Raw genomic sequence first — 17,483 nt, forward strand, 5'->3', positions numbered from 1 at the left:
GTCGTTACTCCGTCTGACCTAATTCTTTATTTTTATCGGTAAACTGATCCAGGCTAAGCCAATATCTCTGTGCATGTGGCTAATGCTGTTACCCGCCGCCGCATCATATAGCATAGCAAGCTTATTACCTACTTTTATAACCGTCGGCATCCCAATTGCACCTTTCGACCAGCTGCAATTTTTTCCATCAAGCACAATGGCTTTGTTCCGACTTTTCCAGTGTTCCAGGTTTTTGGACCAATAGACCCATATGGCGTCTGTATACTCAGTGCCATCTGTATTGATACCAATATGATTGGTAAACAGGTACCAGGTTTTATTTCTTGCATCAAAAAATAGCGACGAATTTTCTACCTGTTCTGTTAAAGGCAATACGGGTTTGTCATTAATTTTCCAGAAATTGTTTAAATTGTTTGTTTTAGCTAAGCCAAGTGTTCTTTTGGTTCCTGTGCTGTCCTGTGTAGCTCCACTAAAAAACTGCAGGAATTGGCTTTTATATTTTACAATAAATCCGGGACTGGCAGTAACCGTATAAAAACTATTTTTTTTCTCCAAAAACGGTTTCACGTTATACTGTTTAATCCATGGTCCTTCTAATGACTTTGATTTTGCCTTCATCGTTAAATATGGAAAAGCAGGGATTCTGTCCGGTGCTGAAGTAGTATGAGGGGTTCCTAAGTAAAACATGTGCCATTCTCCTTTTTCTTTAATTACCCATGGTGCAGAAGCACTTTTAGAATCTGCTTTAGAGGAATCTCCAAGTGTAAGAATAGCACCCTTTTTTACCCAATTCTTTAAATCTTTACTTTCTGCAAGACAGGCCAGCCAGCCATCTTTGCCGGCTCCATCATAAAATAAATAATACGTGTCTCCAATTTTGTTAACTATAGCCTCCCTCGCGCCGTAGGTATCACAACTATCCGGTCCATTGTCATGGCTTAAAACAATACCTTCATCAACACATAAAATCCTTTGTGATGTTGAAGGGCGCCCATCTATATACGTTCCTTTTTGCGCAAGTACCGCAGTAGAATTACTAATTAAAACGATAAGAAAACTGAGTGGATAAAAAAAACTTCTATTCATAAAGCCAAATTTAACTACAGGACCTATAAAATTGTTTAAAGCCGTTAATAAGCGACAAATTAAAACAGGTAAACAAAAGTGATATTTTACCATTGTTTACCTGCTTAAAATTTGATAAGGTTAATGCGGGGTATTTAATAGCCTGGATTTTGGGTTAGTTTATTATTTATTTGTATTTCACGAAACGGAATAGCATATATCAACCTGTTGGCCGTAACGTTAAAAGTTATAGGTAATAGCCATCCATATAGCGATTTCATGGTTACCCCTTTAGCATTCATTACATCTATAGCCGTGCCGGTACGAATCAGATCTGTCCAGCGGTGGTTTTCGAATGCAAGCTCATGCCGCATTTCGTTAGATACATTTAATGCTGTGGCTGCAGCCAGGCCCGGCAAACCGGCTCTAGCTCTAACCTGATTGAGATAAGGCAATGCTTCCCCATTTTTATTTTCATCAACAAGACATTCTGCTAAAAGTAAAAGGGCACCAGAATAACGAAAAACCGGCCAGTTATCATTGGTGTTGAAAGGTACCTGAAAAGGTGGGTGTAAATATTTTTTGATAAAGTAATAATAGCTCAATCCAGTTGTTGGTTTGTAACCAACAGGACTTTTCACTGCTGTTGTAGTTAAAACCTCATTCGCAACGGTGCCCTCAGCAACTGAAATGGATGCAGGCAATCTTAAATCACCGGCCTCATAGGAATTAACCATTTCCTGTGTTGGAACGTTCCAACCGCCGCTGCCAAGGCCTCCACCCGAGTTGGAGCCTGCCAGCCCTAAAATAAACTGGGAATTTGTGGTCTTTGGAATAAACCTCCAGATAAAATCACTTTGCTGCCCGTCATTCCCTTGTTGATACTGGACTTCAAAGATCGATTCCTTGTTATTTTTATTATTAGGATCAAAAACATCCGCATAATTGCCCAACAGGGAATAGTTCATTTTTGTGACATCTATTAAAGCGGCTTCTGCTTTTGCATAATCTTTAGTCGGCTCAGACATATAAGCATACGCCAACAGTGTTTTGGCCGAGCCCTGAGTAGCTCGTCCTGTTTGGGGGAAAGTTTTCGCCACCGGCAACAGCGGTAGGGCTGTATTAAGATCTGATATGATCTGGCCATAGACCTGATCAGCAGTGCTTCTTGGCAGGAATGCCCCTGTAACATCAGTTACTTCAACAAGTTGCAAAGGTACGCCACCATAGTGCTGAACCAGATCGTAGTAATAAAATGCCCTTAAAAACAACGCTTCTCCTGATATTTGATCTTTTTCTACTTGTGTAAGGGTAGATTTGGGAAGCCTCGTTAAAATAGTATTCACTTTTGAAATTCCGGAATAATCATTACCATAACGATTCCCCGGAGAATTTAGCTCCTGGCTGGATATGTTGTTATCTATAAATTCGGCCATCGCTTCAGTACTCGTTTCAGCACCCCGATCTGCAGAAAAATAAGTGAAGAATGTATTGTCGGAACGCATTTCATCCATATAAATCCCCATAAAGGCAACCCCGCGCAGGTTTGTATAGGATGCAACCAGTGCCTGGTCAAACTCACTTTTGTTTTTATAAAACGAAGCCGAGCTTAAAGAAGTTTGCGGTACCAGATCCAGGAAATCTTTCTTACAGGAAACCAATCCCATGACCGCTAGTAATATATAGGTTAACTTTTTCATGTCTATTTGATTAAATTTATTCAATTAAAAATTTGCATTCACGCCCAATGAAACTGTCCTCGGGATGGGGTATCCTGTAAAATCACGACCCTGGTTCAATCCGTTTAAACCGGCAAGTCCCGCTTCCGGATTCATACCTGGGTATTTGGTAAAAATGAATGCATTTTGCGCACTTCCAAATACTCTTAGGCTTTTAAAAGATGAGCCTTTTTTGAGCGGCAAAGTATAGCCAAATGTTACGTTTTTTACGGCAAGGTAGGTGCCGCTGAAAACTTGAAAACTGGTAAAGTTGCGAAAGTCCGCTGTGGTGCCACTTTGTGTACGTGGCCATATACCATCGCCGGGATCCTGCAATGACCTCCAGCGACCTGCAGCCGCTTTAAGCACATTGAAGACACCGTCCAGGTTTCCTGTTGACTGAAAGGAGTCATCGGCGATCTTATTTCCGACTGTTCCCGACATGGTGATGCTCAGATCAAATGCTTTATAGCTAAAAGAGTTGGTTATGCCATAGATAAAAGTAGGGTTCGGGTTGCCAATAAACGTTCTGTCATAGCTGTCAATTTTCCCATCCGGAACACCATTTGGTCCGCTAACGTCTTTAAAGCGTGCTGTCCCAACCATTGCCGTGGCATCATGCGGTTGGGTATCAAACTGCTGTTGGGTCATATAGACCCCTGTGTTGATATAGCCGTAAAACATACCGATTGGATGCCCTACTGCTGTTCTGTTATCATCCCAGTATTCATTATATCCGCCTATTGGCGCATTATTTGTGCCTAGTTTAATAACCTTGTTCCTGTCGAACGAAATATTAAAATTGGTGTTCCATTTTAATCTTCCTGTTAAATTTTTCGAGCTGATGGTAAACTCATGCCCCCAGAAATTGAACTGGCCGATATTTGAAGTGATCGTTGAAAATCCCGATTGAATAGGTACATCTATCCCATATAAAAGACCGTTCGTTTTTTTCCAGTAATAGTCATAGGTAAAAGCTATCCGGTTATTAAATAGTTCCAGGTCTAAACCAAAATCATAACTGATGCTTGTTTCCCATGTTAAATTACTATTACCAATGCCATTAAGCGACTTCCCAGGAGTTACTGTGTTGCCAAAAACATAATTATCCGTATTCAACGAGGCTAAATAGGAGTAATTTCCGATATTATTATTCCCGACTTTACCATAACTACCCCTTAGTTTAAGAAAACTGATCGGCTTTATATTTTTTATGAAGTCTTCATCAGAAGCCACCCATCCGACTGAAACTGATGGAAAATTACCGTATTTGGTGTTTGTGCCAAATTTGGAAGAACCATCTCTTGCAAAAGCCACCTGGAGCAGGTATTTTTCTTCATAGTTATAATTAAGGCGTCCTATATACCTGAGGTATGACCATTGTTGCGCATCAACATTTCCAATTCTGGTTGTTGCCGCATCAATCCACTGAATGTTATCGTCAGGAAACTGTGTACCAACAATATTGCTGCTTTCATAAGAATATTTTTGGACGGTATAACCTGCAAGCACATCAAAATTGTGTTTGCCGCCTATTGTTTTTTGGTAATTAAATGTATTTTCACTCAGCCAGGTAACAAAATTACTGGTTGAATAGCTTCCTGACGCCGGTTGCGGCGGAGCGCTTCCTAATCCCCCCTGAGCAGTAGAAGGTGTAAACTCCCTGTTAACGGTATTATCCGTGTTTACATTTATGGTGGTTTTGAACTTTAAACCGTCAATGATCTTTGCTTCCGCAAATCCATTCGCCAGCACCCTTGCCGCCTTGGTCCTATTTACTATTTGTGTTAAAACAAGGTAGTAATTGGGATTTGGAAACATGCCGGGTTGATTAAATGAAAGGGGATAAGTTCCGTCTGCATTTTTATAATTAATAGTAGGGTCCATCAAAAAGGCGTTCTCAATAATGTTACGCCCATTATCCAGGCCAGGAACTACCTGGTTGCTGCCATAAGAAACCTCAAGGTTTGCACTCAGGGTTAACCAACTGGAGGCCGTATAGATATTATTTGTTCTGGCCGTGATCCGCTGGTCATAGGAGTTGAGCATAACGCCATCCTGCTTGTTATAATTGATGTTCACAACTGATTTTAAATCTTTTGTTCCCGAACTAAAAGCAAGGTTGTAATTTTGGCTTAGCGCATTTCGTAACAGTACGTCAAACCAGTTGGTCCCAGATTTGCCCGCATATTGGCTCGGATTCTGGTATATAGCCGGCACACCACCGGTATAGTTCTGGTACTTCGCTTCATCTTCATAATATTCTTTTTTATATTCAGCAAATTGTTCCCCGTTCATCAAATCGGGCTTTCCACGATCCGGAACCGACTGAACCCCCGTATAGGAACTGAATTGAAGGCTTTTTTGACCAACTTTTGCTTGTTTGGTGGTCACCAAAATCACGCCGTTGGCTGCTCGCGATCCATACAGGGACGAAGATGCTGCATCTTTTAAAACAGTTACCGATTCTATCTCATCTGGGCTTAAGGTTTGAAGTCCGCTTTCAGAAGGAAAACCATCAATTACAATCAGCGGACTATTCCCTGCATTTATAGAAGCTGCACCACGGATACGAAAGGTCATCTCAGATCCGGGTGTACCCGAATTCTCATTTATTTGAACTCCCGCAAGTTTACCCTGTAGTTTTTGGCCGATGTTTGCCACCGGCATATCTTTTACTTCCGAGGTATTTATTTGGGCGATAGCGCCTGTTATCGCGTGTTTGCTCTGCGTTCCGTAGCTTACTATAATTACTTCTTTTAAGCCTTGAGAAAGTGATGCCAGCCGAATATTAATCATTTCGGAATTTTGAACAGCGACCTGCTGTTCTTTATAGCCAAGGTATCTGAATATTAAAATTCCGCCCACGGGCGCGCTAATTTTAAATTTTCCGTCTTTATCTGTCTGGGTACCTATTGTCGTACCTTTTAATGACACAGAAACACCTACCAGTGATTCGGTATTTACTGAATCTTTTACAGCCCCGTTTACTGAAATCTGAGCTTGGGAAAGGAAGGACATAGCCATCAGCATCGCCAGGATTAATATCCTGCTATACTTCCTCGGGTTGATAAGTAAAATTCTTTGTTTCATATTATAAGTTAAGTTTATTGATTAGGTAGAGGCATAGTTATTCCAGGCCAAAAAAAATGTCTTTTTTGGGAATAAAGTCTCTAAAAATATTGGAAGGTGCTTTTGTCGAACGGTTAACTATTTAAACCTTCGCAAAAATTATTAGACTCGTCAGGGGCCGTTTGATTGATTCTCCAAAAGATAAATTAATACTTTGGAATACCCCATTGTAGACTGCATCGTCTTGATTGAGAACCTGTTACAATTTGATGTATATTTCTTCATGCTAAAAAGGTTAAACAGTTTGTTGGCTACAGTAAATTCTATTGGCATGCTAAGGAGAGCAACGGTAAAATAATTGTTACACCAAACTTAAGGCAACAGCAAAAGCTTTCAAATACACAATTTGAACTATAATTTGTGCTTTTTGGCAAATTTTAGTTAATCGTAATAACTTATAAATCAAGGGCAACTAATGGATAGGGTGCATTTTTAGAATCCACCTAACTACGGCGCCTTATGTTGGATAGAAATGGAGTTTAAATTAAATAGCAGGGGGTTATAATTACATTCCTAGTGCAATTAATTTACCCAACAGCATAAGAAAATAGAACACCGAATTACCCCTATTAAATTATTATCAAATACTTTTGGCAGTAAGCTCTTGTGCGGTACCGCCGCAACGGATTTCCAATTATTGAAAATTGAGTTGGATTTTGGCGCATAGCCCTCGTGAAGCTATTGCGAACCACAACGGCACTAAAATTCCCGATCGAAAAGAAGTTTATAATAAAGGCGGCGAGGCTGATAAATCATATCATCAAAATGCTTTGATCAGCTCAATAAGTTATGGTGAAGCATAACTAATCATAAAGCTTATCACCGAACGGTGCATTGCGAAAAGCAAGTAGTGGCAAACCTATGGTTGCTCATTTTGAGCGCTTTGTTACATGAAGATTTTCCTTATCGGTAACATTTTCTTCATTAATTCTATAAAATTTGGGCGACACGCCATTCTTCTTTTTAAACAGTTTGGAAAAGTAGAAAACTGATTCAAACCCTGTATGCTCAGCCACTTCAGTAATATTTAATATAGTTGTGGTCAACAAGTTTTTTGCGCGCTCCAGGCGAAGGTTAAGATGATAGTGATTTGGTGACTCACCGGTAGTCTTCTTAAATAATTTCCGGAAGGAGGAGTATCCCATTGGTAATTCCTTTGCCAATTTTTCCATATCCAGATTATCCTCAAATGATTCCTGAATAATATATTTTGCCTTGGCTATCAGCTTACCTGCCCTATCGTTAATGTTCTCATGGTGCTGAGAAATATTGTTAATCAAGCCCAATATTTGCATAGTAATACCTGCAATTTGCTGATGATAGCCAGGTAACGAGGTCTGCACAGCTTCAATCAGGCCCCTAAAAAGAATAAGTACATCTTTATTAGGGCCTAAAAAAACAAAGGGTTTTTGGCGATCAAAAAAGTCCGCTGCCATTAACTTTTCAACATATGATCCATTGAACCCAACCCAATATTCTTCCCAGCCTACTTTAGAATCGGGCTTGTAGCGGTGCAAAACTCCTGGATAAAGAAAGAAGCAGGTACCAGCGGCTACTTCAAACGGATCTGTTAAAGCAACACCATAAACACCTTTTCCTTTTGAAATGAAAATTATATAAAAGTCATTTAAAATGCGTCCTCTGTTCCAGGTTAATTTATGACTTTGTGGATGCTCCTCGTTGGGATAGGTATCTTTAGGATCAACCTTTGAGTATCCCACAGAGGTTACATACATTCCCCAACGCTCTTCAAGCAAACTAACATTTAAATATTTAAAATAGTTCTTCTGCAATTGTCAATCTATTATATACTTTATACTAATTAAAAGACGATTCAAAAAGAGCTTTAAAACCTTGACAGCCCCTTTAGGCTATTTGAAAGTCTTCGCCTGTGATTTCACCAGCATTTGTAAAATCTAAAGCAGCACTTCAATCGTGTTTAAAGATTAATTTGATAGCAAGTGAACGCTCCTGTATGATTGAAGTCATAAAAGAATCATAATTGGTTTTGCTGTTTACCGATGGTGGCTATAGTCAAAATTACTTTTTATTACGAATAGATCACATCGCTAAAAACAGTTTTTTTTTGTACTTTCTGATATTTCGTCTATGCGCTGAGAAACAAAAAGAATAGATTGTTCTTGTGACTACAACATACATCAATAACGCTACATGAAAAACAAAAAAATGCCCATTACGAATATTTGGTCTAAAACGTTCCAAATTTGTTGGGTAACCAATGATTTCGATCATGCAAAAGATTTACTCAAAGATAAATTTGATATCCCACAGTTCATGGTCATGCATGATCTGGTACCGATTGATCAAATTTATGAAGGAAAAGCAACAACTGATTGTAAAATGACTGCTGGCTGGGCTAACGGTGGCAACTTTGATTTAGAATTGATTCAGCCTACCGGCGGCCCTATTCTCGAAATGTACGGGGAGCAACTGTCCAAAGATAAATTTGATATGAAATTTCATCATATGGGAACGCGGTTCGATGATGATTTAGACGGTTATTACCAGGCAATTGAAGCGCTTCAAAGTAAAGGCTTTGAAATGAAGATTTCAGCTGGTATTAAAGATTTGACCAAATATTGCTATTTTGATATGCGGGAACTGCTCGGACATTACCTTGAGCTTATATATTTTAACCAGGCGGGTGTTGATTTGATGCAGACATTATTAACGAATGATTTTAAGGGTGAGTAGTTAATTAAATATCATCCGGCTGTTTCACCCAATCCTCATTCTCCGCAAAGAGATAACCAGCTAAACTGCATAATCGCAATCTTGCAGGTATCAAGATCCGTTTAATTTAATGTCTTCTTAAGGATTTTGCGTTAGTGATAAATACAGATCAACTAACCCTACAGTATGCGGTCAGGAAATTAAGTAATCTAAATGATGTACATCATTTAAAACTACTTAATAAACTATAAAAAGCGTTTGTAAATACATTATAATTAAATAAGGTAAGTTTGCAGTAGAATAAAAGCTTTGGGCTATCTTTTTATGTCCTCTAACACAATGCGGGAAAAACTAAAGGCACATATAGAAAAAGTAGTACCGCTTACTGAAGAAGAGTTTGAATTTGTGTTAGCACAATTTACCATCAAAAAATTCAGGAAATACCAATTCCTTATTCAGGAAGGTGAAGCGGTAAAGTATTCTTATTTTGTGGTTTCCGGACTTTTAAAGCTTGTGCATACCGATGATACAGGAAAGCAACGCATTGTTTCCTTTGCTATGGAAGATTGGTGGGAAAGCGACTATTACGCCTATTTTACCCAGACTGAAGCAACAATGTCTCTAGATTGCCTTGAAGATACTGTGGTCTTCTGCCTTTTGCTCGAAGACTACAAAAAGCTATGCGATGGTCTACAAAAAATGGAACGGTTCTTCCTTGAAAAAGCGAATTTTGGTTTTATTGGATCACAGCGGCGCATCATATCCTGGTTAACCTCAAATGCGAAAGAGCGTTATGAACAACTCCTAAAGCAATACCCCTCACTTGTTCAGCGGGTACCTAAAAGCCTTCTTGCTGCCTATCTGGGTGTTTCCCGCGAAACACTGAGCCGATTATCTGCTTAGTGTGACAAACCTCACTTTATAATCGTGAGGATTGTCAACGTCCATTACCTGTGTTATTCACCAACTTTGCAGTGCATATTTTAAACTGCATCATGAAAAAACCGCAAAACTTTTAGCATTCATATTAATAACTTCTGCGCCTGCATTGGCGCAAACTCAAAACGACAATAAAATGAAAAAAAAAATCATTAATCCCTGGCAATGGCAGGACAAACGCAGTTATGTGCAAGCCGTTGAAGTAAAAAATGTAGAAAGCACACTGTATATTTCGGGGCAGACGGCCATAAACGCTGATGGAATATCAAGTAACGAAGACATGGAAACTCAATTAAATCAGGCGTTACAGAACCTGGAACAGGTTATCAGCAAAGCTGGATACGAATGCAAAGACATTGTGCGTTTAAATATCTATACGACTTCAAAGGCCGAGCTTTGGCCGCACTTCCATATTTTTCAAGATTGGATAGCTAAACATAATATTAAACAAACGCTTACTTTGTTGGAAGTGAAAAGCCTTTTTGAAACATTGAAAGTGGAGCTGGAGGCTACCTTGGTGAAATAGTGAACTAAAGACTTGTAGTGCATTAGAGGAGACTATCTCAAAAGGATAGCCTCTTTATTATTTTGCAGTATATTATTGGGGGTTGATCGGCCTGGGATTATTTTTCAGAGCCGTGAAAAATTTGAGAAAAGGCCGTTAAGCTGCTTTTTTAGCGAGATAATTTGTTAATTAACAAGGGTATGGCTTTTTTTGAATCCTTATTCACATTTCCAAACCTTTATGGAAGATTTAAAACAAGAAATGCAATTAATAGCTCAGCAAATCAATTTGTAACCTATACTCCTGATACTTATAATTTTCACGTTGGGATCATCACTTAGCATCCTGCGTAAATGTGTAATGAATACGTTCATGCTGTTGCCATTATACATACTGTCTATACGCTTGTCTGAATTGTAACCATTCCGGAGAAAGGAAAAAAGCCCTGAAATTTTTATTGCCTTCATGACCGTGTAGCGCACTTAAATAAGTTCCTGTTTTTGCAGTCTGGCCCACCATCTCTTCCAAATCGCGCTTCGCCTGGTCCCGCTGTGAAAGGTATAATTGGTTAAGCCAGGCAAGTTGTAAAACAATGCTTACCGCAATAACCAGGATCACCATAGGGTAAGTGTAACGATTAGATAACCATTTCATAAAACGAAATTGATCATAATATTTATTGATTTATCCATGCGTATCGCAGTTTTTTCTGTTCGTCTGTGAGGTTTTCATTCTTTGTGATTTTACCATCTTTCATATTCAACCCAACCTTTTTCAATGTTTCCTCAAGCGGCAATGCTTCATGTCCTTTTACATATCTCTCAAAGAAACCGCCTATTTCAGGATACCCGCAGATCTTTACGATTTCATCAAACAACTGATCATCCTTAAATGCTTTATCCGGGCCATATTTTTTCAGCAAAGCGAACACCAGATCCTGGGCGCCAAATTTTCCGTCAGAAAGCTCTCTTAAACGAATATCCAGGCATAAATTCAGCAACGGCCCTTTCTGATAGATATTGAGGTACTGGTCGTCCAGCTTCATAGAGTTCAAGCTAAAATCTACCAGGGAAATATCATTGTTGTATTTCTGCATTGCCTTATACTTATTTTCAATAACCTCAATAAAATCATCCAGGGAGATCAATTTGTTTTTTATGGGCATATGAATGGTGAAGTACTCCGTCATTCCTTCATAAAGCCAAAGATGCCGGGAAAATTTAGGGTCGTTAAAGTCATAATCAGCAATTTCGTACGAATGTATGCCAAGCGGCATGATAATATGAAAAAACTCATGACTGGCTGTGCCATAAACAGATTCTTTTAATGCAGCCATATCCAGTGGTGCGTTTAGTAAAATCAGTGTGGAATTGGCATGTTCAAGGCCCTGGGTCATGACCTTTTTTGAATCTTTTCGTTCATTATGGTAGATAATAAAGGTATACCTGGATACCGGTAATTTTCCACCTAAATATTTAGATTGATTAATTAGCAATGGCCTGATATAATTTGCTATTTCTTTTGACATAGGTTTACCACTGTTTGAATAACAGGCCACCTGCACATTGATCCCCGGCAACGTGATATTTGTAGTGTCGGGGATAGCATACAAAACCGGGTTATCTATCAACTGGTTATATGATCTGGCATAAAATACGTCCTTTAGCGGTGTCATGGATGATTTTAAACTGGTAGCAGCATATAAATATCCGGGCTTGCTAACCTGGATCTCGAACGGAGATTTCTCGAATTTTTTAAAATAACCGAATATGGTGTTATGATTGATTACGAAGCAGCTGTCTTTAAAGCTGGATTCAGTCATATAATATTCTCCGGTCCACTTTGAATGATTAAACTCCTCCCAGTTGCCGTTAACGGTATAGCTGACCCCGGTCAATTTTTTTGAGCCATAAATCTCCCACCGATTTACATCTATTCTTTTATTTAACAGCAGGTTACCTTGTTTGTCTTTAAAGCTGATTTTCTCAACGGATTTCCCGTAGTCAGCGGCGCTGTAAATACCGGGGATAATTTTAGGAAAACAAAACTGAACGGTATCGTCTTTAAACCCATTCACGTTAAGTTGAACCGATAATTGATTGTTTTTTAAATTATTCAGGTTTATGGAATACTTGTATGTTATTTCCGTTTGGTATGATGGCTTATTTTTTAAAGAAGCACATCCGGTAATTATTACAATGATGAAGCATAAAATTGAGTTTTTCATTTAATATAGTAGTTCAAGTTGGGGTTTGTGGAGCTCTTTCGCAAACAGATTGAAATCCAGCGGCGATAAGTAAATTTTCATAAAGCAAAGCTAGTCAGAAGTAATATTAATGAAACTTAAAAAACATTAAATATTGATATCGGTTAACCTTCAATAGCCTGTTAACTATAAGGTATGCTTTATTAAAATTCCGAGAATTCAAAGGCTAAAAAAGTTATAGCAGACTCGTGTTTTATGGCTGGGCTGTATCCATGGAATTTATTTTTAAGGCCCCTTCCCAACTCACCGGCGGGTGCAGCTATCCTGTTTATCTGCCTGATTTCAGGAGGCTACTTCTATCCGTAATGCGGTTAACTTTTCCAGATGCTCTTCCAGGCCTGATAAATGAGTATGGGTTGAAATACCAAGCTCGCGAAACGTTTATTGCTTACAAAATATCCTGCTGTGCCCGTTATTTTGATAGCTATTAATTTACTCGGCGACGCTTTAAGTTTTAGCATCGTTGTCACCATCATTCGTCTTGAGCTTTCCAAATTTATAACTTAAAGTAATACCAAAGGATCGCAATGTTTTTTGTCTTAAGTTGGTTTGTGTAAAACCGGTGCCATAAGCACTTGAATACTGGTTTATATATTGATTAAAGGGGTTCGTAGTTGTATATCCAAAACTTGCTTTCTTATCAAACAATTGCTTCTTTACAGCAAAGGTGTAAATATAAGAACCGGGACGGATGTTCTGAAAATCGGTTCTTTTGGAGTTTATTATACCGAACGCCTCGGCAATAAGGCCGTCACTTAATCTATAGGTAACATTTAAATTAGCCTTATAGGAAAAACCACCTACGCTGGGCAATCCGGGAACACTGTTGTTTTTGGACAGCAGTAAAATGTCCGTGCGAAGGGTTAGCCTTTCTGTAACTGTTGCTGAACCCGAAAGGTTGATACCTACTATTGTTTGTGAGCCAATATTAGCACTTTTTGAAAGCGATACATTGTAATAATTGCTTCCGTTCGCGGTATAAACCGGATAAAAAGTGGTAAAGGACTGGATATCATTATTGTTATAGCTATAAAAACCACCAATGTAGACACTGCTATTGTTTGCAAATGTTTTGTTATAGCCCAGCTCAAATTTATGACCGATTTCATTTTTCAACAGCGGTTCTCCGGTGGCGATATTATGCGGATCGATTATGTCCAGAAACGGATTCAGATCATCATAATCAGGACGTTCTATTCGGTAGGTGTAAGCAAACTTGATCGATTGCGTTTCCTCTAGTTTGTGCAGTACCAAAAGATTCGGTGACCAAATGTTATCAATAGGAATGTGAATACCCAACAAATCAGAATGTGTGTCCGTACGTTCATAACGTATGCCGGCCTTTCCGTTTAAAAAGTCGTTAAATAACGAAAAGGAAGTGGAAACATACCCGGCATAAATATTTCGCTTAAAATTAAACTTGTAGGTCTGGCCATTATCATTGATAAAAGTTCCGTTATTTAACAAGGTATCCGTAACTACACTGTTATTTATATTTTCCAATACGGTCTTAAGTCCTGCTTCTATTTGAAAGCCCTTTGCAACTGGCTCGGTGTAATCAACTGAAATATCTGTTTCACGATCATTTCCAGGGTTATTGCTTTGGATTCCGCTGCTTGGGTAGCCACCATTCAGGTAGTTGGTGATCTGAGAATCATAGTTTGTATTTTTCGAATAGCTGGAACTATACAATATGTTTAAGTCACGCCCTGATTTCCGAAAAGTTTTTTTGTAGTTCAAACTCCAGTTGTCAGCATTTTCGCCGAAATCTGTAGCGGATATGCGCTCGCTGCCGATATCTGATAAGACAATACCTGATGATAGATAGGTTTGCTGGTCCTGAGCCGTCCTTCCCGTCATATGGGTAATAATGTGATTGATGCCGACTGTCGCGGTCAGTTCATCTTTCGGGGTGATGTTCCAGATGAAGCAAAAACCGGATTGGTAACCATTTCTTGAAAATGGCGTGAACCGTTTCTGAAGGTATCTGTTCATGGTATCTTTTGCGGCATTGAATGATAGCCTGTCAGCAGTGTTGACAATATTTGAGTTTAGTTGGTCATTGCCGCTGAAGAAGGTACTTATACCCCAATTATTATTCTTCACATTTAAGTTAACAGAACCGTTTTCCAATCGTGTAGCGGCCGAAATATTGACGCTACCGTTTACTCCCTTAGTCTTATTGTCCTTCAAAATGATGTTAATAATGCCAGCAGTCCCCGCTGCGTCATATTTTGCGCCGGGGCTGGTAATCACCTCAATCCTCTGGATCTGGCTGGCTGGAATAGTTTGTAAAGCATCGGTTATGCTTGAGCCATATATGCTCGCCGGTTTGCCATTAATCAGAAACCTTACATTGGCATTCCCCTGCAATTCTACAATACCGTCTATGTCTACCGATACCATCGGGACTTTTGTCAGCACATCTGTGGCCGTACCGCCTTGTGAGGTAAGATCAGAAGTGACATTGTAAACCAGTTTATCAATCTTGCTTTCTAATATGGGAACTTTTGACTGGATGGTTACTTCTTTTAACTGATGTTGAACAGGTGTAATCATGATCGCTCCCAAAGAAACGTTAGCGGTTTTTGCTCCTATAAGAATATTTTCAACTGTTTTAATCCGGTAACCAAAAAAACCAGCGGTCAGGCGATACGTACCTTCAGGTAGGCCTGTTAAAGTAAACGTCCCTTTTTCATCAGCACTAGTTCTGATAAACGGGGTAACGATACCAATTTTGAATAAGCTGATTGTAGCGAAATCAACAGCCGTGTTAGTGACCGAGTCGATAATTTTTCCTGTGATATGTCCTTTATTAACTGACTGCGCAAAAGTACAGTTGAAAACAAAGGAGAACAAAAGCGTTAGAACAAATGCTAGATGAGTGCTCTTCTGTAATATAAGAACTTCAATTTGCACGCGGATTTGGGTAAAAAAAGTATTCATACCCCAAAGAAATGAGGCATTCCTGATACTTTTTTTTTATTTAGACGTACGGGTAAGATCAGCCGTGAATAGCGTTTTCGATGTGGAAGAACTGAGAAAGCAGTGTATATTTATCTATTAACGGCTCTGAAATCACCAAACGTCGAAAGAAAATAGCCACATGAAGTTTTATGAGCAAATTTGTATAATGCATAAAAATGACCACTACAAGACGATTGGGCGGCACCTGCTCTTTTGGATCGCCTATATTTTCTATATAGCTATTGATGAAGGCGGAAGGCACAGGGATTCCTGGCGTTTTGTATTGCCGATTTCAACACTTACTGACTTACCAGTAGCAGTTATTGTTGTTTACGTAAACTTATATCTACTAATGCCTGTCTACTATAAAAGCCAAAGGTATATTCAATATACATTTTGGCTTTTTGCCCTTTTGCTTTTTGGTGGACTGGCAGGACGTTTTTTTTCGTGGTGGCTGTGGCTTCCCCGTGAGCGCTATCTTGATCCTACAAGCATGGAGCCTAAAGAATTTTGGATATGGATTCGCATTGTTAAAGATTCATTTACAAATCTCCCCGTATTGACCGTAACGCTCGTATTGCAATTGATGAGGGATTCAAGTCAGCGAGAAAAAAGGCTAAGGGAAGTCGAAAAGGAAAGGTTCACTGCCGAAATGAACTTGTTAAAGGCGCAGATCAATCCACACTTCTTTTTCAATACCCTCAATAGCCTTTATTCATTGACCCTGCCTGTTTCGAAAAAAGCATCGGACGTAGTCGTTCGCCTATCAGACTTGATGCGCTATATGCTTTATGATGCCACCGCAATCAAAGTATTATTAAAGGATGAGATAATCCACCTAGAAAATTATATTGCTATTGAACACATGCGGTTCACCGACAGACTGGATCTGTCTTTCCAGCACTCCGGCGACATGGATGGAAAAATGGTGTCACCATTATTATTATTGCCTTTTATCGAAAACGCATTTAAACACGGCATCGGTAACAGCTCGGGTTGGATCACCATTGATCTGCAGGTCATCCGTAATCAACTATTCCTGAAGGTGGAAAACAGTTATACACCTTCAATCCCCAATAAAGGTGGTGGTTTGGGTCTCTATAATGTTAAACGCAGGCTTGACCTGATTTATCCTAATGCCTACTTGTTAAATATTGAACAAACCAATGAAACTTTTGCAGTGGAGTTAAAAATAAGTTTATGAGAAAGATCAACTGTATTGTTGCCGATGATGAAGTACTTGCCAGGAATGTGATTTTAAATCATTTAGGTATGTTAGGGAATATTAATATCCTGGCTACCTGTGCAACAGGCCTGCAGGCATATGATGCAATCAAAGGCTTCGATGTCGACCTGCTTTTTCTTGATATCCAAATGCCTAATCTAACAGGAATAGACTTGTTGCGGACCATTAAAAACCCACCGGCTGTGATCATCACTACCGCTTATTCTGAATATGCGATTGAGGGTTATGAACTTGACGTGATCGATTACCTTCTTAAACCAATAACTTTTGAACGTTTACTCAAAGCTATCGATAAGTTTGAGACGAGGAGTAATCCGGACTATAAGCGCCAGCAGAATTTCAAAGCAGAAAACCCCTCGTTTAATGATGCTTTTATCTATGTGAAATCGGACAAGAAAATGGTAAGGATCCCGCTAATAGATATCATCTATATTGAAGGTTTGAAGGACTACGTTAAAGTACATACGACCAACAGCCAAATAGTGACTTATAAAACAATGACATATTTTGAAGAGAAGTTGCCTGCTACGCAGTTTATGCGTGTACATCGCTCGTTTATTGTTTCTTTAAGCCATATAACTGCTTACACAGCGGCAGAAATAACCATGGGAGGAGATACCATTTCAATCGGAAGCACCTACTTAAAAGAGGTGTCTCGAAAGTTAAATACAATTATTGGCTAAACCCTTCCTTTTAAAACAAACGGAAAGTTGATTACAGCGAGGCTGCTATCAACAGTACCAAAAGAATAAGTTGTTGGTTTATATTGTGATTGATAACGCTAGCGGCAAAGCTTACAAATGAGCCATCCAGATTAACAATATACGCCAAGTCAAACTTTACTTTATAGATATACTCGAGCCAACTATAAATATTTATAATTGACCAAACTGTGACCGCGTGCGGCAGGAACCTTTTGATGAAGCCACAAGTTGTTGGTTTTCTACATGA

Annotated in this window: 13 protein-coding genes; 6 read left to right on the forward strand and 7 right to left on the reverse strand. The window is 39.1% G+C overall.

Features of this window, described 5'->3' with window-relative positions:
* Positions 1 to 18: 18 nt before the first annotated feature.
* The 3 genes from BW976_RS02150 to BW976_RS02160 are packed head-to-tail and all read right to left on the reverse strand — an operon-like array spanning position 19 to position 5,876.
* Complete coding sequence (locus BW976_RS02150) at positions 19 to 1,179, reverse strand: glycoside hydrolase family protein (RefSeq protein WP_175614017.1); 1,161 nt, start codon at positions 1,177 to 1,179, stop codon at positions 19 to 21.
* 41 nt (positions 1,180 to 1,220) lie between these two features.
* Positions 1,221 to 2,765: a RagB/SusD family nutrient uptake outer membrane protein gene (locus BW976_RS02155; RefSeq protein ID WP_076369925.1), complete on the reverse strand. Its 1,545-nt coding sequence runs from the start codon at positions 2,763 to 2,765 to the stop codon at positions 1,221 to 1,223.
* Between the two features lie 24 nt (positions 2,766 to 2,789).
* Positions 2,790 to 5,876, reverse strand: a complete 3,087-nt coding sequence (locus tag BW976_RS02160; protein WP_076369927.1) for a SusC/RagA family TonB-linked outer membrane protein — start codon at positions 5,874 to 5,876, stop codon at positions 2,790 to 2,792.
* A gap of 683 nt (positions 5,877 to 6,559) precedes the next feature.
* Between BW976_RS02160 and BW976_RS29195 the strand changes: the two genes are divergently transcribed.
* Entirely contained in the window at positions 6,560 to 6,718 is a 159-nt protein-coding gene (locus BW976_RS29195; protein ID WP_175614018.1) for a hypothetical protein, read from the forward strand.
* Between the two features lie 66 nt (positions 6,719 to 6,784).
* Here the strand turns inward: BW976_RS29195 and BW976_RS02165 are convergent, their stop codons facing one another.
* Complete coding sequence (locus BW976_RS02165; protein ID WP_139332170.1) at positions 6,785 to 7,708, reverse strand: helix-turn-helix domain-containing protein; 924 nt, start codon at positions 7,706 to 7,708, stop codon at positions 6,785 to 6,787.
* A 379-nt stretch (positions 7,709 to 8,087) separates the two neighbouring features.
* Here BW976_RS02165 and BW976_RS02170 point away from each other — a divergent pair, with 379 nt between their 5' ends.
* From BW976_RS02170 to BW976_RS02180, 3 genes are all read left to right on the forward strand, one after another.
* Complete coding sequence (locus BW976_RS02170) at positions 8,088 to 8,630, forward strand: VOC family protein (RefSeq protein ID WP_076369931.1); 543 nt, start codon at positions 8,088 to 8,090, stop codon at positions 8,628 to 8,630.
* Between the two features lie 318 nt (positions 8,631 to 8,948).
* Positions 8,949 to 9,512, forward strand: coding sequence for a Crp/Fnr family transcriptional regulator (locus tag BW976_RS02175; RefSeq protein WP_076370616.1), 564 nt, complete (start codon positions 8,949 to 8,951; stop codon positions 9,510 to 9,512).
* 172 nt (positions 9,513 to 9,684) lie between these two features.
* Positions 9,685 to 10,074, forward strand: a complete 390-nt coding sequence (locus tag BW976_RS02180; RefSeq protein ID WP_076370618.1) for a RidA family protein — start codon at positions 9,685 to 9,687, stop codon at positions 10,072 to 10,074.
* A gap of 363 nt (positions 10,075 to 10,437) precedes the next feature.
* On the opposite strand, the gene BW976_RS29200 is transcribed toward BW976_RS02180, so the two are convergent.
* The 3 genes from BW976_RS29200 to BW976_RS02195 all read right to left on the reverse strand — a co-directional run bounded on the left by BW976_RS29200 (position 10,438) and on the right by BW976_RS02195 (position 15,178).
* Positions 10,438 to 10,707 (reverse strand): hypothetical protein, encoded by a 270-nt coding sequence (locus BW976_RS29200; protein WP_175614019.1) that lies wholly within the window; start codon positions 10,705 to 10,707, stop codon positions 10,438 to 10,440.
* Between the two features lie 22 nt (positions 10,708 to 10,729).
* Positions 10,730 to 12,280, reverse strand: coding sequence for a M61 family metallopeptidase (locus BW976_RS02190; protein WP_076369935.1), 1,551 nt, complete (start codon positions 12,278 to 12,280; stop codon positions 10,730 to 10,732).
* A gap of 486 nt (positions 12,281 to 12,766) precedes the next feature.
* The gene (locus tag BW976_RS02195; protein WP_175614020.1) at positions 12,767 to 15,178 is read right to left on the reverse strand and encodes a TonB-dependent receptor; all 2,412 of its coding nucleotides are present in this window, start codon (positions 15,176 to 15,178) and stop codon (positions 12,767 to 12,769) included.
* 274 nt (positions 15,179 to 15,452) lie between these two features.
* On the opposite strand from BW976_RS02195, the gene BW976_RS02200 reads away from it, so the two are divergent.
* A complete protein-coding gene (locus BW976_RS02200; RefSeq protein WP_076369939.1) occupies positions 15,453 to 16,490 on the forward strand; it encodes a sensor histidine kinase in 1,038 nt (345 codons plus the stop codon).
* The gene (locus BW976_RS02205) at positions 16,487 to 17,215 is read left to right on the forward strand and encodes a LytR/AlgR family response regulator transcription factor (protein WP_076369941.1); all 729 of its coding nucleotides are present in this window, start codon (positions 16,487 to 16,489) and stop codon (positions 17,213 to 17,215) included. The genes BW976_RS02200 and BW976_RS02205 overlap by 4 nt, the downstream gene beginning before the upstream one ends.
* Positions 17,216 to 17,483 lie beyond the last annotated feature (268 nt).

It is taken from the genome of Mucilaginibacter lappiensis (genome assembly GCF_900155965.1).
Classification (GTDB): domain Bacteria; phylum Bacteroidota; class Bacteroidia; order Sphingobacteriales; family Sphingobacteriaceae; genus Mucilaginibacter; species Mucilaginibacter lappiensis.

Excerpts from the sequence above, each read along its gene's own strand:
- BW976_RS02170 (WP_076369931.1), top strand. The coding sequence starts at position 8,088 with ATGAAAAACAAAAAAATGCCCATTACGAATATTTGGTCTAAAACGTTC.
- BW976_RS02160 (WP_076369927.1), bottom strand. The coding sequence starts at position 5,876 with ATGAAACAAAGAATTTTACTTATCAACCCGAGGAAGTATAGCAGGATA.
- BW976_RS02180 (WP_076370618.1), top strand. The coding sequence starts at position 9,685 with ATGAAAAAAAAAATCATTAATCCCTGGCAATGGCAGGACAAACGCAGT.
- BW976_RS02175 (WP_076370616.1), top strand. The coding sequence starts at position 8,949 with ATGCGGGAAAAACTAAAGGCACATATAGAAAAAGTAGTACCGCTTACT.
- BW976_RS02155 (WP_076369925.1), bottom strand. The coding sequence starts at position 2,765 with ATGAAAAAGTTAACCTATATATTACTAGCGGTCATGGGATTGGTTTCC.
- BW976_RS02190 (WP_076369935.1), bottom strand. The coding sequence starts at position 12,280 with ATGAAAAACTCAATTTTATGCTTCATCATTGTAATAATTACCGGATGT.
- BW976_RS02200 (WP_076369939.1), top strand. The coding sequence starts at position 15,453 with ATGCATAAAAATGACCACTACAAGACGATTGGGCGGCACCTGCTCTTT.
- BW976_RS29200 (WP_175614019.1), bottom strand. The coding sequence starts at position 10,707 with ATGAAATGGTTATCTAATCGTTACACTTACCCTATGGTGATCCTGGTT.
- BW976_RS02150 (WP_175614017.1), bottom strand. The coding sequence starts at position 1,179 with ATGGTAAAATATCACTTTTGTTTACCTGTTTTAATTTGTCGCTTATTA.
- BW976_RS02205 (WP_076369941.1), top strand. The coding sequence starts at position 16,487 with ATGAGAAAGATCAACTGTATTGTTGCCGATGATGAAGTACTTGCCAGG.